Source organism: Zoogloea ramigera (assembly GCF_006539865.1).
In the GTDB taxonomy this organism is placed as follows: domain Bacteria; phylum Pseudomonadota; class Gammaproteobacteria; order Burkholderiales; family Rhodocyclaceae; genus Zoogloea; species Zoogloea ramigera.
The window spans coordinates 1-22,985 of record NZ_BJNV01000001.1 but is presented as its reverse complement, the minus strand read 5'-3'; the positions used below and the strand labels follow the sequence as shown (position 1 = coordinate 22,985).

Here is a 22,985-nt window from a genome sequence, read left to right as displayed (position 1 = left end):
ACGAGTCAGTAAACTTCGAACGCAATTCTGCCTCACGCAAGCCCTTTCCTGTGGCCCAATCGCGTTCATCGAAATGAATTCCCACTCTGCTTCCCCGTCGGCCGCCGTGGCTGGCAGCGCCTCTGCCCTCTCCGGCGCCTACAGCGACTACCTCGGCCCGGCGGTTCCCGACAGCTGGCGCGCCGCCCTCGACAAGGCCCTCGCCAGCGGCGAGAAGGTGCTCGCCAGCCTGAGCCTCGACCTGGACGCCCGCCTGCAGTTTCGCCCGGGCCTCGTCGCCCTTACCAACAGCCGCCTGATGGCCTGGGATGCCACCACGCAAGACTGGCAATCGTGGCCGTTCCGCGACGGCATGCAGCTGCGCCACCGCGACCACGCCGGCGTGGCCAGCCTCGACCTCGTCGACCCCCAGGGCAAGCTTGCCGGCTGGCGCTTCACGCTGGCGCAAGACCCGGCCGCGCGCAACCTGGCCGACCGCTTCCACGCCCAGCTCGAATGCGTGCTCGCCGGCCGCGCGCCGACGCCGCCCGAGCCCCTCACCTGCCCCACCTGCGACGCGCCGCTGCCGGCGGGCACCGACGAGTGCCCCACCTGCGCCCGCGAGATCCACACCCCGCCGTCCACCTGGACGCTGCTGCGCCTGTGGCGCTTCGCCAAACCCTACAAGGGCCAACTGCTGGCCGGCTTCATCCTCACGCTGCTGTCCACCGGGGCCACCTTGGTGCCGCCCTACCTCACCATGCCGCTGATGGATGAGGTGCTGATCCCCTTCCAGAACGGCGTGCCCATCGACCAGCACAAGGTGATGATGCTGCTGGGCGGGCTGTTCGGCGCGGCGCTGGTGGCCTGGAGCCTGGGCTGGGCGAAGACCTACATATTGGCGTTGGCCAGCGAACGCATCGGCGCCGACCTGCGCATCACCACCTACGAGCACCTCCAGGGCCTGTCCCTCGAATACTTCGGCGGCAAGCGCACCGGCGACCTGATGTCGCGGATCGGCGCCGAGACCGACCGCATCACGCTGTTCCTGTCGCTGCAGCTGCTCGACTTTGCCACCGACGTGCTGATGATCACCATGACGGCGGCGATCCTCATCTCGATCAACCCGTGGCTGGCGCTCGTCACGCTGGTGCCGCTGCCCTTCATCGCGTGGCTGATCCACGCCGTGCGCGACCGCCTGCGCTACGGCTTCGAGCAGGTCGACCGGGTGTGGTCGGAGGTCACCAGCGTGCTCGCCGACACCATCCCCGGCATCCGCGTGGTCAAGGCCTTCGCCCAGGAGAAGCGCGAGGTCAACCGCTTCCGCGACGCCAACCTGCGCAACCTGCAGGTCAACGACCGGGTCAACCGCATCTGGTCGGTGTTCTCGCCCACCGTCACGCTGGCCACCGAAGTGGGCCTTTTGATCGTCTGGGGCTTCGGCATCTGGCTGGTGGCCGACAAGTCGATCACCGTCGGCGTGCTCACCGCCTTCCTCACCTACATCTCGCGCTTCTACACCCGGCTCGATTCCATGAGCCGCATCGTGTCCTTCACCCAGAAGGCCGCCGCCGGCGCCAAGCGCATCTTCGACATCCTCGACCACGTCTCCAGCGTGCCCGAGCCCGTCAAGCCCCAGCACCTGCCCGCCGTCACCGGCGCCATCGAGGTGCGCAAGGTGGGCTTCCGCCACGGCAACCGCACGATCCTGAAGGGCGTCGACCTCAACATCAAGGCCGGCGAGATGATCGGCCTGGTGGGCCACTCGGGCTCAGGCAAGAGCACCCTGGTCAACCTCATCTGCCGCTTCTACGACGTAACCGACGGCTCGATCCGCATCGAAGGCGTGGACGTGCGCGCGGTACCGGTGTCCGAATACCGCCGCAACATCGGCCTGGTGCTCCAGGAGCCCTTCCTGTTCTTCGGCACCATTGCCGAGAACATCGCCTACGGCAAGCCCGACGCCAGCCGCGACGAGATCGTCGCCGCAGCCCGCGCCGCCCACGCCCACGACTTCATCATGCGCCTGCCCCACGGCTACGATTCGCTGGTGGGCGAACGCGGCCAGGCCCTCTCGGGTGGCGAGCGCCAGCGCATCTCCATCGCCCGCGCGCTGCTCATCGACCCGCGCATCCTGATCCTCGACGAGGCCACCTCGGCCGTCGACACCGAGACCGAGATGGAAATCCAGGCGGCCCTCGAAAACCTCATCCGTGGCCGCACCACCATCGCCATCGCCCACCGCCTGTCCACGCTGCGCAAGGCCGACCGGCTGGTCGTCCTCGACCGCGGCCAGATCGTCGAGATCGGCAACCACGAGGCGCTGATGGAAAAACAGGGCGCCTACTTCCGCCTCTACGAAGCCCAGTCCAGGAAGCTCGACGACGGCGACCCCAAGGAACAACCGCGCGTGCCGCTGCACCGCACCCACGCCAACGCCTGAGCCCCACGCCATGTCCCAAGCCGCCATCAAACTGGAACACAACGCCTTCGGCCAGCTCGTCTTCATTGGCGACGACGGTGCCGCCCACCCGGTCACCCCGGTGCGCTCCTTCCCCATCGCCGCACCCACCGAGGGCATCGGCCTGGTCAACGGCGAGGGCGACGAGCTCGCCTGGGTCGAGCGCATCGACGGCCTGTCGCCTGAATCCCGCCAGGCCCTCGAGGACGACCTCGCTGGCCGCGAGTTCATGCCGGTGATCCAGCGCATCCGCAGCGTCTCCAGCTTCGCCACTCCGAGCACCTGGGAGATCGACACCGACCGCGGCCCGACCACGATGGTGCTGAAGGGCGAGGAGGACATCCGCCGCCTCGTCCGCCCAGCCCTCCTGATCGCCGACAGCCGCGGCATCAACTTCCTGATCCGCGACCGCTACGCCCTCGACCCGCTCAGCAAGAAGATGCTCGACCGCTTCCTGTAAGCCCCCAAAGCCCGGCCCTGCGACGACCGGGCGGGCAGCCTCAGTCGCCGCCGCAACCGCCGCCGCCGTCGCCGCCTCCGTCCCCCCCGTCCGCAGCGTCACCGTCGCCACCGCACCCCGACCCGCCGCAGCCGAAGCCCGACGCGCAGAACGAATCCGCACCGCCCGCCGTGCCGTCCTTGCGCGCGCAGTCAAGGTCGTAACGGAAACCGTCCGGGATCGCCAGCAGCACATCGATGGCGAACAGCCGCGGCAGGCGGTCGGGGTTTTTCGGGTCTATCCCCTCGAGGCGGCAGGCGTGGCGCCAGGTGCGGCGCAGCCCCTGCCGCGCCACCTCGCCGGAGGCCATGTGTTCGGCCGGCGTGTGGTGCAGGAAACGCCCTATCACCCTGCCGCAGAAGGCCTGGTAGCCGCGGGTGAACAGGATGAACTCGTGCCACGCCACATCCACTGCCTGGCTCGGCATCGCCACCATCTGCCGCCCGGCGGACTGGGCGATGCGGAAGTAATCGCGCAGGCCGGCCATCACCATGGCCACCTGACGCTCGTCCAGATGGGGGTAAGTCTGGCGGACCTTCCGCGCCAGGCCGGGCGGAAAGGCAAACTGCTGCAGCCGCTCGGCGCGCCGCTTCTGCATCAAGCGCTGCCCGCCCTTGAACGCGAGCACCAGCAACACGGCCGACAGCGCCAGCACCGCGGCACTGTCCACGCCCAGCAGCGAGAGCGCCGCCACCGTGCCGATGGCGGCGAGGGCGATAAAGGGAATCGTGATCAGGGGCACAGCCATCCTTCTCCCGGGCGTGGAGAGCCACCGCAGCCATGAGTCTCCCACAGGCACCGCTCGGCCTGAAACACCCACTCAAGGAAACACACGGCTACCCCAGCTCTCCTTGCCCTCCACGGGGAACGGGCTGGGCAGAGCCTGGCCCTGGAGGCACTCAGAAGCTCGCCGACCACACGCCCTTCAGCAGATAGCGCTCCGGCGTCTCCTTGAAGCCCTGGCCGATGCCGAGATGCACCGCGCCCAGCGCCGTCTCGAACTCGGTCACCAGATAAACCGTCCGGTCGCCCTCCCCCGGCCGCAGGCGGTTCACCTTGCCGCCGTCGGTGTAGGCCTCGATGCCCCAGGCCAGGCGCTCACCGGCCTTGTAGAGGGCTTTCAGGTCGAGGTTGAGATCGGGCGAACGCTCGGTGCCAGAACGGCCCCAGCCCCAGATGAGGTGCGGATTGGCGGTGAGGCGGAAGCGCTCGGCGTCGTAGCCGACGATGCCGCGAAACTCCGCGCTGCGGGGCTCATTCACGTAACGGCGGGCGTTGATGTCGTACTCGGTGTTGAAGCCGTAGAACCATCGCCCCGCCTCGCGAATGTGCTTCAGGCGGAACATGATCGCCGAACCACCCCACGCGCCATTGTTGGAACTCGGGCCATCCACGCCGCTGCGCATCACCGGCAGGTGCACGCCCGCCTCCCAGCCCGGCGCGAGCCCGGTGGCAAACTCGGCCATCAGGTAAGTCAGCCGATGCACCGGCCACACCCGCGCCTCCCCCACCTCGCGCCCCTTGAGCGTCGTGTTGGCGTGGAGCGTGGCGACCAGCTCACCCCGATCGGCGAGATCGCCCTCGTGGACCATGATCTCCGGGTCGGCCCACGCAAGGCCAGGGAAGCAGCAAACAAGAAGGCAGCAGCGACGGAGTTGTGTGAACATCATCAGCCCTTAAAAGATATGGTAATGATATTCATTCTCGTCATCGTAACCTTGATCAAGCGCAAATTCAGCCCGAGTGCTGACCGGCAGTACCGCTCCGGGAGCGGAGACCGGATCGGCACCAAGGCATCGCGCGCGCCCTACGCCCAATTGACGCCCGCCAGACGGCCGAACCGCGGGCCATCCGCCCGTTGTGACAGGGTTTCCAGCCATGGGCCGACTGCCCGCTCAAACCCCGTGCGCCCTGCCCTGAGCTGATCCCACGGCGCCGACGGGCCTCAGTCGCCCGGCGCGACCTCACCGGTGCGCCGTCTTGATCGGGGCTGACCTGCGCGAGCCGCCCTGCCGCCGGTGGACGCACAAAAACAAAAAGGGACTGCATTTCTGCAGTCCCTTTTTGCTTGTCTGGCGCGCCCGGCAGGATTCGAACCCACGACCCCTTGGTTCGTAGCCAAGTACTCTATCCAACTGAGCTACGGGCGCATGACCCCAACACTTCAACCGTTGTTGCAGCGACAAACGCCGCCAACCTCGACTGAAAGCGAGCGCTTCTAGAGAAGCGATCACTGAAAAACTGGCGCGCCCGGCAGGATTCGAACCCACGACCCCTTGGTTCGTAGCCAAGTACTCTATCCAACTGAGCTACGGGCGCACACACACAAACATCTCGACCAGACATTCACAAGGCACTCGCCCCGAAAGCTTGTCTGGTCTACATCGACCACCCAACGGGCCACATTCAAGTGACCCCGGTAAAACTGGCGCGCCCGGCAGGATTCGAACCCACGACCCCTTGGTTCGTAGCCAAGTACTCTATCCAACTGAGCTACGGGCGCGTTGAAGAGCCAAGATTATACATGCGCTCGAAGAAATTGGAAGCCCTTTGGTGCATTTCGACGTATTTCCTTGTTCAGCCCTGATTCGACGGGCTAAAAAAGCGGTTCAAACCGCTTTGCTGCAGTGCACAAATTAGCTACAATAAAATCTCGAGATTTTAAAACCCTTCCGAGGAGAGTTTTGATGGGCACCCAAGCCGGCAATCGCCCGCACAGAATCGTCATCGTCGGCGGAGGCGCCGGGGGCCTCGAACTCGCCACCCGCCTGGGTGACACCCTGGGTCGCCGGGGCAAGGCCGACGTCACCCTGATCGACCGCAACCGCACGCACATCTGGAAGCCCAAGCTGCACGAGATCGCCGTCGGCAGCATGGATATCGGCGACCATGAGGTCGGCTACCTCGCCCAGGCCCACTGGCACCGCTTCCATTTCCGCATCGGTGAGATGACCGGCCTCGACCGGGCGCAGCGCCTGGTACACGTGGCGCCCTTCATCGACGCCGAAGGCCAGGAAGTCACCCCCGCCCGCTCCTTCGCCTACGACACCCTGATCATCTCGGTGGGCAGCCAGAGCAACGATTTTGGCACCCCGGGCGTGCGTGAGAACGCGATGAAGCTCGAAACCCCCGCCGACGCACGCCGCTTCCATGTGCGCATGGTGAATGCCTGCGTGCGCGCCCACGCCCAGGGCACGCCGCTGCGGCCGGAACAGCTGCATGTGGCGATCATCGGCGCCGGCGCAACGGGGGTCGAGCTGGCCGCCGAGCTCCATCACACCACCCGCGAGGTGGTGGCCTACGGCCTCGACCGGGTCGATGCCGACAAGGACATCAAGCTATCGGTGATCGAGGCCGCGCCCCGCGTGCTGCCGGCCCTGCCCGAGCGGCTGTCGAGCTCCACCGAGAAGCTGCTGCGCTCCCTCGGCGTCGATGTGCACACCAACGCCAAGGTGGCCGAGGTGCTGCCGGGCGGCGTGCGCCTGGCCGACGGCCGGATGCTGCCGGCCGAGCTGGTGGTATGGGCCGCCGGCGTCAAGGGCCCCGAGTTCCTCACCCGCCTGGACGGCCTCGAGACCAACCGCATCAACCAGCTCCTCGTGCGCCAGACCCTGCAGACGACGCTGGACGACAACATCTTCGCGCTGGGCGACTGCGCCGCCTGCCCGTGGCCCGAGAAGAACGGCTTCGTGCCCCCCCGCGCCCAGGCCGCCCACCAGCAGGCCTCGCATCTGCTCAAGCAGATCCGCCGCCGCCTCGACGGCAAGCCGCTGCAGGACTACCGCTACCAGGATTTCGGATCGCTGGTGTCGCTGGGCGAGTTCAGCACCGTGGGCAACATGATGGGCGGCCTGGCCAAGGGCGACCTGTTCATCGAAGGGCGCTTCGCCAAGCTGATGTACACCTCGCTCTACAAGATGCACGAGCTGGCCCTGCACGGCTGGGTCAAGGTTGCCCTCGACACGCTGGCGCGCATGATCACGCGGCGCACCGAACCCCACGTCAAGCTGCACTGAGCTCACCTTGAGAAAACTCACCCGCCGCCGCCTCGCATCCCTGCCGGAGCCCCGATGAAGACCATCCGCATCCTCGACACCGACCTGGAGTTCGTCCGCCTCGTCTCGGCCCACCCGCGGCCAGGCGCGCCGGCCATCGTGTTCCTCCACGAGGGGCTCGGGTCGATCTCGATGTGGCGGGATTTCCCCCAGAAGGTGGCCGACGCCACCGGCTGCGAGGCCGTCGTCTATTCACGCTACGGCTACGGGCGCTCCACCCCGCGGCGGGGCGAGCCCAACACGCCGCGCTACATGCACGTGCAGGCGCTGGAGGTACTGCCCGCGCTGCTGGATGCCCTGGAGCTGGAGCGCCCCTTCCTGCTCGGCCACAGCGACGGCGGCTCGATCGCGCTGATCAACGCCGGCGGCAGCCTGCGGCCCCTGTCGGGCATCATCGTGATGGCGCCCCATGTGCTTGTGGAGGACGTGACGCTGAAGGGCATTCGGGACGCCCTCGAACTCGCCGCGCGCAGCGATCTGCTCCAGCGACTCGGCCGCCACCACGCCGACGCGGGCGCGGTCTTCAAGGCCTGGCACCAGATCTGGCTGAGCCTGGCCTTCCGCAGCTGGAACATCGAGGAATATCTGCCGTCCATCCCCTGCCCGGTGATGGCGCTGCAAGGCGAGGACGACGAGTACGGCAGCTTCGACCAGATCGACCGCATCGCCCGACAGGCGAAGGACGTGGACCGGGTCAAGCTGGCCGACTGCCGCCATTCGCCCCACAAGGACCAAACGGCGGCGGTGATCGACGCGGTGACCGGCTTCGTCACACGCATTCTCGACAGCCGGGAGTAAGGGCCTGAGACCGCCGCGGCGGCCTCTCGAGGCAACGCGGGGCTCAGCCTGGATTACCCCCGCAGGGGGCGATGCCGAGCCCCGGGGCGCTCAGAAAATGAGGCACCAGTCGCCGTCGGATTCCGTCACGTCGGCGATGTCCTCGGCGGCGTTGATGGCTTCCCGGGCCAGCACCAGGCGGTCCACGATCCCAAAAAAGGCGTCCACCACCCGCGGGTCGAACTGCTGACCACGCCGCTCGCGGATCATCTCCAGGATCTTTGCGTCCGGGTGCGCCTTGCGGTAGCAACGATCGATCGAGAGCGTGTCGAAGAAATCGGCCAGGGCCACGATGCGCCCTGACAACGGAATCGCCTCACCGACCAGGCCCTGGGGATAACCCGCCCCGCTGAAATGCTCATGGTGGGCCATCGACACCTCGGCCGCCAGTTGCAGCACCGGCGCCTCGGAGCCGGCCAGGATGCTCGCGCCGATCCGCGGGTGCTCACGCATCAGACGCCACTCGTCGGAGGTCAGCGGCCCTGACTTGCGCAGAATGCTCTCGTGGATGCCGATCTTGCCGATATCGTGCATCTGGGCGGCCTTGTAGAGGATCTCGCAGTAGTCCGGCGGGCAACCCATGGCCTCGGCGATCATGGCCGCAAAGGCGCCCACCCGCTGCATGTGCGCCCCCGTCTCGCCATCTTTATGCTCGGCAGCCCGGGCGAGGCGGAACAGCGTCTCCTGATGGGCCTGCTCGAGGGCGCGGAAAGCCTCGTCACGCTGCTTGCGTACATCCTGCAGCTCACCCATCAGGCGATTGAGCTGGGCCCGGGCGGCGGCAGACTCTCGCGCCTCCACCGCCGCAGCGTCCGCCGATGGGTTGTCGACGCGGGCCAAGGCAGCGGGGGATTCCGCGTGGGTTGAAGGATCGACTGCTCCGGTCTTGCTGTTCATGATGCGCTCCTCGTTGAGGCCGTCTCGCTTGTCCTGGCCCGGCGCCGGGGCTCCCCGGAACACCTTTGGTTCGCCGGGTGGCCCGAATGACGACGGTCCGCTTGCCAAGCCTGCCTTGAGTGCATTCTAGTGATATTCTCGTTTTTGATGTTTCAGGAAACGTCAAACCGAATGTAGGAAAATCGCCTATCCGAAGCCACGCCGTGCGCTCTTTCACGCCTTTGAGGGCCAGGCTGGCCTCTTTTGCCCGCACACATGAAAAAGGCGACCCGCAGGTCGCCTTTTTCATGTGTGCGGCCGGCCACAACATCGGGCCGACCGGTACGCGCGGTGCAACGTTTTAGTTCACCGCGTCCTTCAGCTTGGAGCCGGCGGAGAACTTGGGCTGCTTGGAGGCAGCGATCTGGATCTCTGCGCCGGTCTGCGGGTTGCGCCCGACGCGCGCGGCGCGCTCGCCCACGGAGAAGGTGCCAAAACCAACGAGAGTCACGCTCTCGCCCTTGGCCAGGGCTTCGGAGATGATCTCCATCACGCCGTCCACGGCACGGCCGGCATCCGCCTTGGTCAGACCACTCTTGCCCGCCAGCGCTTCGATCAGTTCAGTCTTGTTCATAGCTCGTCTTGTGTAGATGAAAGAAATGGGTGGATACAGGAGCCTCAACAGGTGACGCCCGGTGCCACCGCTGCGCACCACACCACCCGCGCCCGATAGCTTACCCTGCCCGTCCCCGGCTGTGGCACGAAATTGGAGCTTTTCGCCCCATTTTGGCCGTGCAGGAATGCACGAAGCTGATATTTCAAATGGATGCCAGCTCGCGCAGACGTTCCAGCGCCTCCTCGATACGCTCGACCGCGATCACCCGCATACCGGGGATGTCGTGCTTCGGCGCGTTGGCCTTGGGCACCAGCGCCACGCTGAAGCCGAGCTTGGCAGACTCCTTGAGGCGCTCCTGGCCCCGCGGCGCCGGGCGGATCTCGCCGGCCAGGCCGACCTCGCCGAACACCACCAGCTCGCGGGGCAGCGGCCGGTTGGTGAGGGACGAGACGATCGCCAGCAGCACCGCCAGGTCGGCCGCCGGCTCGGCGATCTTGACGCCGCCCACCGCATTCACGAACACGTCCTGGTCGAAGCACACCACCCCCGCGTGGCGATGCAGCACCGCCAGCAGCATCGCCAGCCGGTTCTGCTCGAGGCCCACCGACAGGCGCCGCGGGCTGGGGCTGTGGGCGCTGTCGACGAGGGCCTGGATCTCGACCAGCAGCGGCCGGGTGCCCTCCTGGGTGACCAGCACGCAGGAGCCCGACACCTGCTGGCCGTGCTGCGACAGGAAGATTGCCGACGGGTTGGAGACGCCCTTCAGCCCTTTTTCGGTCATCGCGAAGACGCCGAGCTCATTGACGGCCCCGAAGCGGTTCTTGAAGGCCCGCACCAGGCGGAAGCTGGAATGGGTGTCGCCCTCGAAGTACAGCACCGTGTCGACGATGTGCTCGAGCACCCTCGGGCCGGCCAGCGCGCCGTCCTTGGTGACGTGGCCGACCATGATCAGCGTGGTGCCGCCCTGCTTGGCAAAGCGGGTGAGCTGGGCCGCGCACTCACGCACCTGGGCCACCGAGCCGGGCGCCGAGCTGAGGGTTTCGGAGTAAACAGTCTGGATCGAATCGACCACCGCCACATCGGGCTTGACGTCGCGCAGGGCGCCGAGGATGCGCTCGAGGTTGATCTCGGGCAGCAATTGCAGGCCGTGGGCGTCGAGCTGCAGGCGCGAGGCACGCAGGGCCACCTGCTCGGCGGATTCCTCGCCGCTCACGTAGAGCGCCTTGAGGCGCCCCGACAGCAGCGCCAGGGCCTGCAGCAGCAGGGTTGATTTGCCGATGCCCGGGTCGCCGCCGATCAGCACCACGCCGCCGGGCACCAGCCCGCCGCCGAGCACCCGGTCGAATTCGTCGATGCCGGTGGGCACCCGGGAGGTCTCCCGCGGGCGGATGTCGGCCAGGGTCTGCAGGCGCCCGCTGTCGCCGGCCAGCGCGGCAAAGCGCTTGGCCACCGGCGCCTCGGGCTCGACCACCGACTCGACGAGGGTGTTCCAGGCCTGGCAGTGGGGGCACTGGCCCTGCCAGCGGGGCGACTTGCCGCCGCATTCGGAGCAGACGTGAACAGTTTTAGGCTTGGCCATCAGGCGCCCGCACCCCGCACCGACACCGGCACGCGAGGCGCCAGCGCACAGAAGAGCTCATAGCTGATGGTGCCCGCGGCGGCGGCCACCTCGTCAGCGGCGAGGCCGTCACCCCACAGGTTGACCGGCGTGCCGACGCCGGCCTCGGGCAGGTGGGACAAATCGCAGGCCAGCATGTCCATCGACACCCGGCCGAGCGTACGGGTGCGCCGGCCGCCGACCAGGATGGGCGTGCCCGTGGGCGCGTGGCGCGGGTAGCCGTCGGCATAGCCGCAGGCCACCACGCCGACCCGGGTCGGGCCGTCGGCGACGAAGGTGCCGCCGTAGCCGACGCGCTCGCCGACGGAGATCTCCTGGACGCCGATGATCTCGCTCGACAGGGTCATCACCGGGCGCAGGCCGATGGCCTCGGCGCTCTGCAGCTCGGGCATCGGCGAGCCACCATAGAGCATGATCCCCGGCCGCACCAGCTGCCCAGCCGCCTTGGGGAAGCGCAGCAGCGCCGCCGAATTGGAGAGGCTCACCGGGCAGTCGAGCCCCGCGCTGATCTGCCGGAAGCGGGCCAGCTGGCCGGCCACCCCCACTTCGTCGTCGGCGTGGGCGAAGTGGGTCATCAGCGTGATGCCGCGCACCGCCGGCACGGCCTTGAGGCGGGCCAGCGCCGGGGCGAAGGTGTCGGCGGTGAAGCCGAGCCGGTTCATGCCGGTGTTGATCTTGACGAGCACGTCGACCGGCCCGGCCAGGGCCGCGCGCTCCAGCATCACCAGCTGGGCTTCGCTGTGGATCGCCGGGGTGAGGCCGAGGGCCTGCACGTCACTAAGGTCGGCGGGCTCGAAGAAGCCTTCGAGGAGCACGATCGGCTTGGTGATGCCGGCCTCGCGCAGCGCCCGTGCCTCGTCCAGGTCGAGGAGCGCGAAGCCGTCGGCCACGCCGCCGAGGGCCTGGATCGCCCGCCCGATGCCGTGGCCGTAGGCGTTGGCCTTGACGACCGCCAGTGCCCGGGCGCTGCCAGCCCGCTGGCGGGCGAGAAGATAGTTGTGACGCAGGGCCTCGAGGTCGATGGAGGCGCGGATGGGACGGGGCATGGCGGGGCCTGAAGCTAGGGGTTGCGGTCGGCGGACAGGCGGGCAATCTCTTCGATGACGAAGTCGGCGAAGGTGTTGACGAGACGGGACCGGAACTTGTCCTTGAGGATGATGACTTCGAGGGGAGTATACAGCGGCGGATCGAGGGGCACGCCCACCAGCGTGCCAACCCGGATCTCGTTGAGGATCGCCGCGCGGGAGGCGATGGCGAAACCTAAGCCGTGGGCGACCAGATGCTTGACGGTGTCGAGGCTGCCCAGCTCAGCCGCCACATTGAGCCCGTCCGGCGCAATGCCCGCAGCAACGAAGAACTGGTCCACCAGCTCGCGGATCGCGTTGCCCGGCTCCCGGTGGAGCAAGGGCAACCCAGCCAGTTGCGCGGCCTTGACCGACTTCTCACCCGCCAGCGGGTGGCCCGGCGGGACGATCAGCAGCAGGTCGTCCCGCCCGGCGCCGCGGCGTTCGAGGGTCGGCTGATCGGTGACGATCTCGATGAGGCCGACATCCAGCTGGCGATCCATCACCCGGTTCTCGACCAGCTGCGAGTTGCCCACCGAGACCCTTGGCACCACCCGCGGGTAGCGCCGCTTGAAGCCTTCGATCAGCCAGGGCAGCCAGTAGGCCCCGATGGTGGTGCTCACCCCCAGCTGGAGCACGCCCGACAGCTCGTCGGTGAGCTCGCAGACCCGCATCTCCATCTCGTCCGACAGCCCGAGGATGCGCTCCGCGTAGGCCATCACCAGCTCGCCGGCGGCGGTCAGCGACACGCGGCCGTGGCCCCGGTCGAACAGGCGGGTGTTGAACTCTTCTTCCAGCTGCTTGACCTGGAAGGTCACCGCGGGCTGGGTCATGAACAGCGCTTCCGCAGCCCGCGTAAACGAGCCTTGGCGTGCAACCGCGTGGAAAACCTGAAGGCGACGATCGGCCATGGATCATAAACGTGATTTATGGATGACCGTATTGGAGCACAACATTGACCCCGTCGCCAGAAGACCGCATGGGCTTCGTGGTATAAAGCGCGGTCCGCCAAATTCACCGAGCCTCCGTTCGCCCGCGATGCCTTTCGGTTTCTACATGATCATGGCCGCGCAGTTCTTCTCTGCGCTCGCCGACAATGCCCTGCTGATTGCCTCAATCTACATGCTGCGGGAGATGCAGGCGCCGCAGGAATACGAGCCGCTCCTGAAACTCTTCTTCACGGTTTCGTATGTGGCGCTGGCCGCGTTTGTAGGCGCCTTCGCCGATTCGATGCCCAAGTGGCGGGTGATGCTGATCAGCAACACGATCAAGATCGGCGGCTGCTCATTGATGTTCTTCGGGGTGCACCCGCTGGCCGCCTACGCGGTGGTCGGGCTCGGGGCGGCGGCGTATTCGCCGGCCAAGTACGGCATCCTCACCGAATACCTGCCGTCACGCCTGCTGGTGGTGGCCAACGGCTGGATCGAGGGCCTCACGGTGGGCGCCATCATCCTCGGCACCCTGGTGGGCGGCGTGCTCATCAAGCCGGCCATCGCCGACACCCTGCTGTCCCTCAATCTGCCTTATATCGACACCGTGCCCGAGATCGCGCTGTGCGTGATCGGCACGCTGTATGTGATAGCGGCCCTCTTCAACCTCAAGGTGCCCGACACCGGCGTCGACCACAAGGCGCTCAAGTCGAACCCGCTGTATCTCATCCACGACTTCAACCACTGCCTCAAGCTGCTGTGGCGGGACAAGCTGGGCCAGATCTCCCTCGCCACCACCACCCTGTTCTGGGGCGCCGGCGCGACGCTGCAGTTCATCGTGATCAAGTGGGCCGAGCAGGCCCTGCAGCTCGACCTCTCCAAGGCCTCGATGCTCCAGGGCGTCGTGGCGGTGGGCGTGGCCATTGGCGCCGTGCTGGCGGCCCGGATGGTGTCGATGCGCTCGGCGGTGCGGGTGATCCCCCTCGGCATCGCGATGGGCATCATCGTCAATGTGATGATCTTCGTCACCGACATGCCCCTGGCGATGGGCCTGATGGTGCTGATCGGCGCGCTGTCCGGCTTCTTCGTGGTGCCCATGAACGCGCTCCTGCAGCACCGCGGCCACATCCTGATGGGCGCCGGGCACTCGATCGCGGTGCAGAACTTCAACGAAAACCTGTCGATCCTGGTGATGACCGGGCTGTATGCCTTCCTGATCCGCTCCGGCTTCTCGATCAACACCGTCGTGGTGGCCTTCGGCCTCTTCGTGGCCGGCACCATGTACCTCGTCAAGCTGCGCCACGAGGCCAACCAGCGTCAGTTCGACTCGGTGGCCCAGCTCGACGACATCCGTCACTGACACCCCGCGCCGGCCCCCAGCCGGCGCACAGCCCCATTTCAAGGCCCTACCCCCCGGAACCCGACATCCATGCACGCCATCATCGAGCCCACCGCCGCCCATCTCCACTGCCACCTGAGCGACGCGCCCGACAGCCTGCAGCTCGACCGCGCCGACGCCCTCGCCCGGCTGCAGGCCTGGGGCGAGCGCTGCGCAAAGGCCGTCGAGGCCAACGACGACGCCGCGCTCCTCGCCATCGGCCGCGAACTCCACGACTGGCTCGATAACCCCGCGTGGGTCAGCCAGTGGGCCCGCAACGAAGATGTGCAGCGCCTTGAGATCCGCGCCGCCGAGCCCACCGAGGCCCTCGCCGCCGCGCTGCTGGCCTGCCCGTGGGAGTTCCTCGCCGACGAGCAGGGCTTCATCGCCGCCGGCCGGGCCACACCGCTCCACGTCATCCGCGTCCGTGGCGAAGCCTCCGCCGACGACATCGAAGCCGCCGCCCGCGCCGTCGCCCGGCGCAGCGAGGCCGACGCCATCGCCGCCGCCGGGCGCCTCGACGAAGCCCTCGAGATCCTGCAGAACGAAGTGCTGAGCGTCTTCGAGCGCCTCGAGGACAGCCGCGAGACCGCCATCACCCAGGGCCGCATCGCCGACATCCTCCTCGCCACCGGCCAGCTCGACGAGGCCATGGCGCTGCAGGAGGCGCGCCTGCCGGTGGTCACCGCCCTCGGCGACCAGGAAGGCCTGGCCCACATCCGCTACTCCATGGCCAACATCCGCATCGCCCGCGGCGAACACGAAAGCGGCAACCTGCAGCAGATCTACGAGGAACTCACCGAGGCCTTCCAGATCAGCTGCCAGCAGGGCCACGCCGACGCCATCGGCGGCATCGGCCTGCTGCTGGTGCAGGTGCTGGCGATGGGCGGCCTGCGCGACGAAGCCGTCGAAACCCTAGACACCACCGAAGACGCCTTCACTACCCTCCGCGACCTCGACGGCCTGGCCCAGGTCAAGCAACTCCGCCAGATGCTAGAGGCCTGACCCAAGCTGACCCAGCCTGCCCGCATCACCCCAGCCGGGTGTGGATGCGGACTTCTCCGGTGAGCAGGCGGTGCATCGGGCAGCGGGTGGCGATGCGCAGCAGCTCGGCCCGCTGCACTTCGTCCAGATCGCCCTCCAGCACCAGCTGCAGTGTGATGTCGCTGCCCGCTGCGGGCTTGCCCTCCGGGTTGAGCGCCAGCTCCACCCGCAGGCCGGCCAGGGGCCATGCCTTGCGCGCAGCCACCATCTTCAGCGTGATCGCCGTGCACGCCGCGAGGCTGCCCAGCAGCAGCCTATCCGGCGCCGGCCCCACATTGGCGCCGCCCAGATCGGCAGGCTCGTCGGCCTCCCACAGGTGGCCGAGATCATCGGAAATCATCACGCGATAAGGCGTGTCATCAAGTACCGCGCTGACGCGGGCCGTTCCAGACATGGGAGCTCCCTGGGACCGAATTGAAGGAGGTCCGAGTGTGCCCCAAAGCCTCCGGTCCGGAGCAGCTTTTCTGCAGGCTCAAGGATGACGCCATCACCGCCCTGTGCGACCTCGACGGCCTGGCCGGCACGCGCGGCAGCGGATGCTCGAGACCGGACCGCCGTCGCGTCACGGCAGGGGCTTGCAGGCGGCAATCACCGGGAGACTGACGAGCACCGCTCCGAGGCGGGCGTCTTGTCCGTCGAAGGCCTCGATCAGCACCGAACGGCTGCCGCCCATGTTATCCATCGGGCGATGGGGCCGCGGCGGATCAGCAGATACATCCGGGCAACACGCACCGCGGCCGGATCGAAGCCGAGCTTGCCCGCCAACGCGCTGCCAGCAGCAGCCCGCTGCTTGATCTGCAGCAGCACCATCTCACCTGCGCTGGACGCCGAATCGACACGCCCCGGGTCGAAGCTCTTGCGTACCGCATAGTCTCGCACCTCCACCGGCGTCGGGTCGCGCTTGCCGTCGTAAGAGGCGTAGCGCTGACCATCCGCATCCTGTTCAATGCGCAGATCGAGCATCTGGGACATCCGCAGTTCCGGCTCGGAAATGTCGCACTCCACCTTGAGCACCGCAGCCAGCCCGCGACTCGTCGCCGGTTTGCACTCACCCAAGGACATCGCCCGACGGGCCATCTCGCCACTCGACGGGTCAGCCTGATCGAGCTGCACGCAACCATCGGCCAGACTCGTGTAGCGATAGGCGTAGGCAGCGGCGCTATCCGGCGCCAGGAATACGACACCACCCCGGGATGACCAGGTGCCCACCTCCCGGGTTTCGACGTGCGGCGGATACCCCAGCTCTCCGGCAGCGTTCTGTTCGAGCGTGCCCTTGATGAGTACGCGATTCACCTCGTAACGCCCATCGCCCCTGCGCTCCGCCTTCCAGCGGTGCATGCCGACGCGGTTCTCGATCCGTTCGCCGAACCAGCTCCCGACCAGCGCCGGATCGCGCCCGGCACCCGCGCCTGGCGCCGGCTGGGCCGACGCAAGGCCTCCCCCCAAAGCCAGCCCCATCCCTACTACCAGCCCGGCGAGCACGCTGCGGCGACGGAGAAACGTCTCGACAAACGATGGGTTTTTCATTTTCATCTCCCACAAAGGTGAATCACCGGAAGACCGCCCTGTCGATGCCATTCAAATGTAGCCCGTCTGTCCCGCCAATCAATTGACCACCCTTAACATGCCGCACAGCAGCGCTTGACGCGGCTCACCCCTCACATATAAAATTAGAATCATTCTCATTTGCGATCTCAACAAGCGGCGAGGGCCTGCAGCACCCTCCGCGCGGTCGCAAAGCCCCAGCCAGCCAGCGTCGCCCCAGGGCATGTCGCAAGCCAGCCAGGAATCCATCCCTCTGGAGATCGACATGACCGCCGCCCTTTCGCCACGGGGCCCCGCCACGCCGGCGCTGCCCGCGCCCTTCCTGGCCTTCTCAGGGCCACGCCCCACCACGCCGGCGCGCCGCAACCTGGCCGGCGTCGGCGTTGCCGTGCTGCTCCACGCGGCCCTGCTGGTGGCGATCATCAGCGCCATCGGCGAAGCGCCGGCCCCCGTGACGCCGCCCCAGCCCTACATGACGGTGAGCCTGCTCACCCCACCCGCCGAAACGCCGGAGCCCCAGCCCCGCCCGCAGGCCCAGCCGCTGAAGCCCAAGGAAACCCGGCCCGTCGTCCAGCCCCAGGCCACGCCATCCCACAGCAAAAAAACGGCCGAGCGGCCGACGCTCACCTCCGCCGCCACGGCCACCAACGCCGCCGAAGCCACGGCGGAAGCCTCGGCGCCACCAGCGCCGCCCACCCCGGCCGCCGCCGCGCCGGTGCGCGAGGCGCCGGTGGCCATCGTGCCGCCCCGCTTCGACGCCGCCTACCTATCCAACCCAGCCCCCAATTACCCCAGCGCCTCGAAGCGCATGGGCGAGGAAGGCCGCGTGCTGCTGCGCGTGCAGGTCGGGCCCGACGGCCGCCCCACCGACGTGAGCATCGCCAAAAGCAGCGGTTTCCCCCGCCTCGACGACATTGCCCGGGAAACCGTGCTGCGCAACTGGCGCTTCGTGCCCGCCCGCCAGGGCGACCAGGCCGTAGCCGGCGCCGTCAAGGTGCCCATCGATTTCACCCTCAGCAACACCTAAGGAAGCCTCCATGAACGAATCCACCTTCAGCCTTGCCCAGATCTGGGCCCAGGGCGACGGCGTCTCCCACGCCGTGGCCATCATGCTCATCCTGATGTCGCTGGCCTCCTGGTCGGTGATCTTCGTGAAGGCCTGGAGCCTCGTGCAGCTACGCCGCATGAGCGGCGGCGCCAAGCAGTTCTGGCACGCCACCAGCTTCGACGCCGGCATGGCGGCCCTCGCCCCCGCCGCCGACAACCCCTTCCGCGACCTCGCCCAGCGCGGCACCGAGGCGGTCAGCCACCACACCCATCACCGCGACGAGCTGCACGGCGTGCTGGGCCTCAACGACTGGCTCACCAGCACCCTGCGCCAGTCCATCGACGACACCACCGGCCGCCTGCAGTCGGGCCTGTCGATCCTCGCCTCGGTGGGCAGCACCGCGCCGTTCATCGGCCTCTTCGGCACCGTGTGGGGCATCTACCACGCGCTGATCGGCATCGGCGCGGCCGGCCAGGCGACCCTCGACAAGGTGGCCGGCCCGGTGGGTGAATCGCTGGTGATGACCGCCGGCGGCCTGGCGGTGGCGATCCCGGCGGTGCTCGGCTACAACGCGCTGGTGCGCGGCAACAAGGAGATCCTGGCCAGCCTCAGGCACTTCGCCCATGATCTGCACGCCTACCTCGTCACCGGCGGCCGCGTGAAGAAGAACGCGTCGGCCAACGTCCATCCCCTCCCCCGCAAGGAAGCACAATGAGCTTCGGAAACAGCAGCCTCGACGACGACGGCGAGGTGATGTCGGAGATCAACATGACGCCCCTGGTGGACGTGATGCTGGTTCTGCTGATCATCTTCATCATCACCGTGCCGGTGATCAACCACGCGGTGAAGCTCGACCTCCCCAAGGCCAGCAGCCAGGCCGAGGAGATCAAGCCCGAGAAGATCAACCTGTCGATCAAGGCCGACGGCAGCCTGGGCTGGAACGGCGAGAGCGTGCCCGACGAGATGCTCGAAGCCCGCCTCGAAGCCGCCGCCGCCCGCCAGCCCCAGCCCGAGCTGCACCTGCAGGTGGACAAGCGCACCGAGTACGACCACGTGGCCCGCCTGCTCTCGACGGCCAGCCGCCACGGCCTCGGCAAGGTGGCCTTCGTGACGGAGCCGGCCAAGTAAGGCAGGCCGCCCGGGCCGGACCCCAAAAAAACGGCAACGATGAAACCCATCGTTGCCGTTTCTCTTTGGCACGCGGCTGGCCGCCGCCGTGAGCCCTATGCCTCGGCCTCGGCCTCCGCCCCCACCGAGCGGGCGCCGGACCACACCGACACCCGGTTGCGGCCGCTCTTCTTGGATTCATAGAGGGCGTTGTCGGCCTGGTCGATGAGCTCGGGCGCATCCTTGGCGCCCAGCTTGATCGAGGCGACGCCGAAGCTGGAGGTGATGCGGAGCCCGGGGATGTCGCGCACCGCTGCGCCGGCCTGGGTCTCGATGCTGTAGCGCACCCGCTCGGCCACCTCGGCGGCCTGCTCCTGGGTGGAGCCGGGCAGGATGAAGCAGAACTCCTCGCCACCGTAGCGGCACAGCAGGTCGCCATCGCGCAGGCTGGCGCCCATGCACTTGGCCACCGACTTGATGACCAGGTCGCCCACCGCGTGGCCGTAGCGGTCGTTGAAGGACTTGAAGTGGTCGATGTCGCCCATGATGCAGCACACCTCGCCGCCCTCGGCCAGCAGCGTCGCATAGAGCGGGTCGACGGCGTCGAAGAAGGCGCGGCGGTTGAGGCAGCCCGTCATCGGGTCGCGGGTGGCGAGGCGGTGCAGCGCCTCGTTCTGGCGGCGGATCTCGTCCTTCGAGGCTTCGAGCTCGGTGAGCGTCACCAGCAGCTGGTCGTTGATGCGGTGCAGGATCGTCACGTCGGAGAAGTTGACCAGGCAACCCCGCAACCGCCCCTGCCCGTCCTGGATCGGGGAGCAGCCGACGATGGCGCGCAGTGGCTCGTCATCGCCGGGGCGCCCGATCTCGACCGTCTCGCCGCTCAGGGCGCTGCGGGAGGCCATCGCCCTCACCCACGGGAAGTCGTCGGGCGAACCGTGAAAGCCGCTGACCAGCCACCGCAGCGCGTTGGCCGGGGTGCCGGTGGCCAGCTCACGGGCGTCCGGATGAAAACTGCGGAAGGCGTTGTTGGCCAGCATCACCCGCCCCTTCTCATCCAGCACCATCACACCCTCGGCAAGGGTGTCAAAGGCCGTGCGCACCCGGTCGGGCACCACCTTGGCCGGGTCAAGGTATTCGAGCACCCGGCGCAGATACAGGTAAAACGCGCCGAAGGCGAGCGCGCCGATCAGCGCCAGCACCACGAAGGGCGGGTAGGTCAGCCATTCGACGAGGGATTCGGGCAGCACCGGCCGAAACACCAGCTCGACCTCGCCCCACGTCCTGCCCTCGGAGAACACCGGCACCCGCACCTGGGTGAGCGTGGACGAGCCGTCCTCCGGCGGGCGCCAGTATTGCGGGTGGTCGCCCACCTGCACGAGCACCGCGCCGGTGTTCTGGCGGACGGCCACCGAGCGCAGGTCGTGGTTGCGCTCGAGCACTTCGCGCAGGGTGTGCTGGAGGGCCGACATGTCACCGGCCTGAAGCTGGGCCGTGGCCTGCACGGCCAGGCTCTCGCTGAGCTGCTGGCGCACCTGGCGGGCAATCTCCGAGCGGTCCGGCAGCAGACCGAACACCAGGTCGACCGCCATCAGCAGCGAGATCAACAACCCCACCAGCCCCAGCGCGATGCGCGCCACCGGGCTGAGCCTGAGAAAATGCAGTCTCACGGCTGCGCCCCCGTTCTGGTATCGAACACGTCGGCTATCCCCATTTCGTCCTGTGCCGCCTGATCATCGATCGCCCGCGCCCAGTCGCGGTCATCCTCATCCTCGGGGCCGAGCACCATCAGCGGGTCGAAGCTGCGCCAGGCCGGTGCCGACATGAGCAGGCTGGCCACCAGCGCGCCGGCCCGGGTGGCCCACCACACCGCGCCCACCGACAGCGCGACCCCGGTCAGCTCGATGGCCTGCAGCACGACGCGCACATCCACCTCACCATCCTTGCCTTGCAAACCCTCTCTCAGACCACTTTCGGCCACCCGCAGGCTGGCTGAAGTGCTGGACGTGGTGGCAAGGCTGTCGCCACGCAGCATGAAGTCCAGCAAGGGGCCATCGAGCCCGCCGCCCAGGCTCAGCCGGACCGGGGCGCGCTCGAAACGCAGCGTGCCACCGACACCCTGGTTGCGCATCCGCGAGGCAGGATCGGTAATGCCCGCGCCATCCGGGGCAAGCGTCACCGGCCCGTCGCCGGGCGAGGCCGGCTTGATCGCGGGCGCCACCCCATCCAGCAGGCCAGGGCGATTAACGGTGGTGGGCGCCTTGGTGGTCTTGTCCGTGTCCGCCGGCTTCGTCACCACCGGCTTCGTCACCACCGGCGTGACGCTTGTCACCGGCGGCTCCTGCGGGGTGACCACCGGGCCGGTGGGCTCGCCCGGGGCGCTCAGCTGGAGCGTGATGGTCGCGGTGACGGCGCCGCTGTCCGCCTGGCCATCGCTGGCGTGCAGCACCACCACGGGCGTCGCCTGCGCCGCGTCGTGGACGAAGACCACCCGCCCGGCCGTCAGCTCGGCCTGGGTGAAGGCGGCGATCGCCTGGCCTGCGGCACCCGCCCGTTCGAAGTGGCCTCCGGAGGCGGCGTCGACCACGTATTCGAGGCTCGCCAGCGCCGTGTCCACATCCGAAGCCACGATCGCACCGGCGCCCAGCACGACGCGCGTGCCGGCCGGTAGCTCGAAGGCTACGCGGCTAATCGACGGCGCGTCATTGACTGCGGCCACATCGATGTTCAACGTGTGGGTGCCCGCCTCGGTGTCGATGCCACCATCGGCCACGCCGCCGTCGTCACGCACCCGGAAGCGCAGCGCGGCGTAGTCGCTGCCGTTGGCGTCGGGCGCGGGCTGGTAGGTGAGTTGCCCGGCGGCGATGTCGCCGGCTGCCACCCACTCACCGGCAACCACGCTCCGGCCAGCCAGCTGCAGCAGGCCCTGCCCGGGCAGCACGACGATCTGCACGGCCGCCAGGCTGTTTGCAGCGCGGTCGAGGTCGTCATGGAAACCGAAATCGGCCAGCGTGAAGCGGTGGCTGCCGTCTTCCGCCATGCCGACGCGCCCGTCGCTGCCCTGGGGCATCTCGTTGCGGTTGTCCACCGTGATGGCCAGGGTCTGGCTTGCCGTTGCAGCGCCATCGGAGACCTGGACGACCAGCTCGTAGATGTTGTTCCCGTCGGCGTCCAGCGGCACGTCGTGGTCGGGCGCGGCGGTGAAGCGCAGCTCTCCGCTGCCGGCGTCAACAGAGAACAAGGCACGGTCGGCGCCACCCACGATGCTGTAGCTCAGGGCCTGGGCAGGCCGGTCCACGTCGGTGGCAGTGAGCGCGGTCACCGCGGTGGTGTTCTCGGCGATGTTGAAAGCCGCGCTGGCCCCGCCGCCCATCACCGGCGCGTCATTGACCAGGGTGATCAGGAGGGTGGCGCTCGCCGTCACGCTGTCGCCATCGGCGTCGGTCAGGGTGTAGATGAAGCTGTCGGTGCCGTGGAAATCCTGGTCGGGGGTGTAGCGGAAGCTGCCGTCGGTGGCCAGCACGAGGCTGCCGTGGCTGGGGCCAGTGACCAGGCTCCACACATTGCCGCCGTCGCCGCTGGGGCTGTCGTTGCCCGCCACCGAGCCGACAAGAAGCTCGTCTTCAGCCACGGCCAGGGCGTCGTCGGCTGCCTGGGGCAGGTCATTGACCGGCGTCACAGTGACGCGGACGGTCGCCATCGAGGTGCCGCCCTGCCCGTCCGACACCGTGTAGCTGAAGCTGTCGCTTCCATGGAAGTCGGCGTCCGGGGTGTAGCGCACGGAGCCGCCGGCAAAGCTCACCACGCCATGGGCGGCGGAGCCGGTGGCGCTGATCACCAGCACGTCACCGTCCGCGTCGAGATCGTTGGCCACCACCTCCACCACCACCGGCGTGTCCTCGGCGGTGGTCACGCTGTCGTCCCCGGCAACC

At 68.0% G+C, this 22,985-nt stretch carries 20 protein-coding genes and 3 tRNA genes; 9 read left to right on the top strand and 14 right to left on the bottom strand.

Going from position 1 to position 22,985, the window contains the following annotated elements; genetic code table 11:
• Nucleotides 1-73: 73 nt before the first annotated feature.
• The gene (locus ZRA01_RS00115) at nucleotides 74-2,422 is read left to right on the top strand and encodes a cyanophycin metabolism-associated ABC transporter (protein ID WP_141348713.1); all 2,349 of its coding nucleotides are present in this window, start codon (nucleotides 74-76) and stop codon (nucleotides 2,420-2,422) included.
• Nucleotides 2,423-2,432: 10 nt separating this feature from the next.
• The gene (locus ZRA01_RS00110) at nucleotides 2,433-2,900 is read left to right on the top strand and encodes a cyanophycin metabolism-associated DUF1854 family protein (RefSeq protein ID WP_141348712.1); all 468 of its coding nucleotides are present in this window, start codon (nucleotides 2,433-2,435) and stop codon (nucleotides 2,898-2,900) included.
• A 40-nt stretch (nucleotides 2,901-2,940) separates the two neighbouring features.
• Here ZRA01_RS00110 and ZRA01_RS00105 read toward each other — a convergent pair whose 3' ends face one another.
• From ZRA01_RS00105 to ZRA01_RS00085, 5 genes are all read right to left on the bottom strand, one after another.
• Nucleotides 2,941-3,687, bottom strand: coding sequence for a glycine-rich domain-containing protein (locus tag ZRA01_RS00105; RefSeq protein WP_246093235.1), 747 nt, complete (start codon nucleotides 3,685-3,687; stop codon nucleotides 2,941-2,943).
• Nucleotides 3,688-3,838: 151 nt separating this feature from the next.
• A complete protein-coding gene (locus ZRA01_RS00100; protein WP_141348711.1) occupies nucleotides 3,839-4,531 on the bottom strand; it encodes a hypothetical protein in 693 nt (230 codons plus the stop codon).
• Between the two features lie 481 nt (nucleotides 4,532-5,012).
• Nucleotides 5,013-5,089, bottom strand: a tRNA-Arg gene (locus tag ZRA01_RS00095).
• Nucleotides 5,090-5,181: 92 nt separating this feature from the next.
• A tRNA-Arg gene (locus tag ZRA01_RS00090) sits at nucleotides 5,182-5,258 on the bottom strand.
• 107 nt (nucleotides 5,259-5,365) lie between these two features.
• Nucleotides 5,366-5,442, bottom strand: a tRNA-Arg gene (locus tag ZRA01_RS00085).
• 184 nt (nucleotides 5,443-5,626) lie between these two features.
• Between ZRA01_RS00085 and ZRA01_RS00080 the strand changes: the two genes are divergently transcribed.
• On the top strand, nucleotides 5,627-6,955 hold the full coding sequence (locus tag ZRA01_RS00080; RefSeq protein ID WP_141348710.1) for an NAD(P)/FAD-dependent oxidoreductase: 1,329 nt from the start codon (nucleotides 5,627-5,629) through the stop codon (nucleotides 6,953-6,955).
• A gap of 54 nt (nucleotides 6,956-7,009) precedes the next feature.
• Nucleotides 7,010-7,792: an alpha/beta fold hydrolase gene (locus ZRA01_RS00075; RefSeq protein WP_141348709.1), complete on the top strand. Its 783-nt coding sequence runs from the start codon at nucleotides 7,010-7,012 to the stop codon at nucleotides 7,790-7,792.
• A 90-nt stretch (nucleotides 7,793-7,882) separates the two neighbouring features.
• Here the strand turns inward: ZRA01_RS00075 and ZRA01_RS00070 are convergent, their stop codons facing one another.
• The 5 genes from ZRA01_RS00070 to ZRA01_RS00050 all read right to left on the bottom strand — a co-directional run bounded on the left by ZRA01_RS00070 (nucleotide 7,883) and on the right by ZRA01_RS00050 (nucleotide 12,916).
• The gene (locus ZRA01_RS00070; RefSeq protein ID WP_141348708.1) at nucleotides 7,883-8,728 is read right to left on the bottom strand and encodes an HD-GYP domain-containing protein; all 846 of its coding nucleotides are present in this window, start codon (nucleotides 8,726-8,728) and stop codon (nucleotides 7,883-7,885) included.
• Between the two features lie 340 nt (nucleotides 8,729-9,068).
• A complete protein-coding gene (locus ZRA01_RS00065) occupies nucleotides 9,069-9,341 on the bottom strand; it encodes an HU family DNA-binding protein (RefSeq protein ID WP_141348707.1) in 273 nt (90 codons plus the stop codon).
• 184 nt (nucleotides 9,342-9,525) lie between these two features.
• Nucleotides 9,526-10,902: a DNA repair protein RadA gene (gene radA / locus ZRA01_RS00060; protein ID WP_141348706.1), complete on the bottom strand. Its 1,377-nt coding sequence runs from the start codon at nucleotides 10,900-10,902 to the stop codon at nucleotides 9,526-9,528.
• Nucleotides 10,902-11,987 (bottom strand): alanine racemase, encoded by a 1,086-nt coding sequence (alr, locus tag ZRA01_RS00055; protein WP_141348705.1) that lies wholly within the window; start codon nucleotides 11,985-11,987, stop codon nucleotides 10,902-10,904. Before alr ends, radA begins: the two co-directional genes overlap by 1 nt.
• 14 nt (nucleotides 11,988-12,001) lie before the next feature.
• A complete protein-coding gene (locus ZRA01_RS00050) occupies nucleotides 12,002-12,916 on the bottom strand; it encodes a LysR family transcriptional regulator (RefSeq protein WP_141348704.1) in 915 nt (304 codons plus the stop codon).
• A gap of 127 nt (nucleotides 12,917-13,043) precedes the next feature.
• Between ZRA01_RS00050 and lplT the strand changes: the two genes are divergently transcribed.
• Together lplT and ZRA01_RS00040 are read left to right on the top strand one after the other, a co-directional pair.
• A complete protein-coding gene (lplT, locus tag ZRA01_RS00045) occupies nucleotides 13,044-14,294 on the top strand; it encodes a lysophospholipid transporter LplT (RefSeq protein WP_141348703.1) in 1,251 nt (416 codons plus the stop codon).
• 69 nt (nucleotides 14,295-14,363) lie between these two features.
• Nucleotides 14,364-15,317, top strand: coding sequence for a hypothetical protein (locus ZRA01_RS00040; RefSeq protein ID WP_141348702.1), 954 nt, complete (start codon nucleotides 14,364-14,366; stop codon nucleotides 15,315-15,317).
• A gap of 25 nt (nucleotides 15,318-15,342) precedes the next feature.
• Here the strand turns inward: ZRA01_RS00040 and ZRA01_RS00035 are convergent, their stop codons facing one another.
• Both ZRA01_RS00035 and ZRA01_RS00030 read right to left on the bottom strand, forming a co-directional pair.
• Nucleotides 15,343-15,750 (bottom strand): OsmC family protein, encoded by a 408-nt coding sequence (locus ZRA01_RS00035; protein WP_141348701.1) that lies wholly within the window; start codon nucleotides 15,748-15,750, stop codon nucleotides 15,343-15,345.
• A 254-nt stretch (nucleotides 15,751-16,004) separates the two neighbouring features.
• Nucleotides 16,005-16,883 (bottom strand): hypothetical protein, encoded by an 879-nt coding sequence (locus ZRA01_RS00030; RefSeq protein WP_141348700.1) that lies wholly within the window; start codon nucleotides 16,881-16,883, stop codon nucleotides 16,005-16,007.
• A 283-nt stretch (nucleotides 16,884-17,166) separates the two neighbouring features.
• On the opposite strand from ZRA01_RS00030, the gene ZRA01_RS00025 reads away from it, so the two are divergent.
• From ZRA01_RS00025 to ZRA01_RS00015, 3 genes are read left to right on the top strand one after another with little or no spacing between them, the layout of a single operon-like run.
• Entirely contained in the window at nucleotides 17,167-17,928 is a 762-nt protein-coding gene (locus ZRA01_RS00025; protein WP_246093234.1) for an energy transducer TonB, read from the top strand.
• A gap of 10 nt (nucleotides 17,929-17,938) precedes the next feature.
• Nucleotides 17,939-18,664: a MotA/TolQ/ExbB proton channel family protein gene (locus tag ZRA01_RS00020; protein ID WP_141348699.1), complete on the top strand. Its 726-nt coding sequence runs from the start codon at nucleotides 17,939-17,941 to the stop codon at nucleotides 18,662-18,664.
• Nucleotides 18,661-19,077 (top strand): ExbD/TolR family protein, encoded by a 417-nt coding sequence (locus ZRA01_RS00015; protein WP_141348698.1) that lies wholly within the window; start codon nucleotides 18,661-18,663, stop codon nucleotides 19,075-19,077. The genes ZRA01_RS00020 and ZRA01_RS00015 overlap by 4 nt, the downstream gene beginning before the upstream one ends.
• A 95-nt stretch (nucleotides 19,078-19,172) precedes the next feature.
• Here ZRA01_RS00015 and ZRA01_RS00010 read toward each other — a convergent pair whose 3' ends face one another.
• Complete coding sequence (locus tag ZRA01_RS00010; protein WP_141348697.1) at nucleotides 19,173-20,723, bottom strand: sensor domain-containing diguanylate cyclase; 1,551 nt, start codon at nucleotides 20,721-20,723, stop codon at nucleotides 19,173-19,175.
• Nucleotides 20,720-22,985 (bottom strand): Ig-like domain-containing protein (locus tag ZRA01_RS00005; protein WP_170182856.1); only part of this gene is annotated, 2,266 nt, incomplete at its 5' end. The genes ZRA01_RS00005 and ZRA01_RS00010, both read right to left, overlap by 4 nt.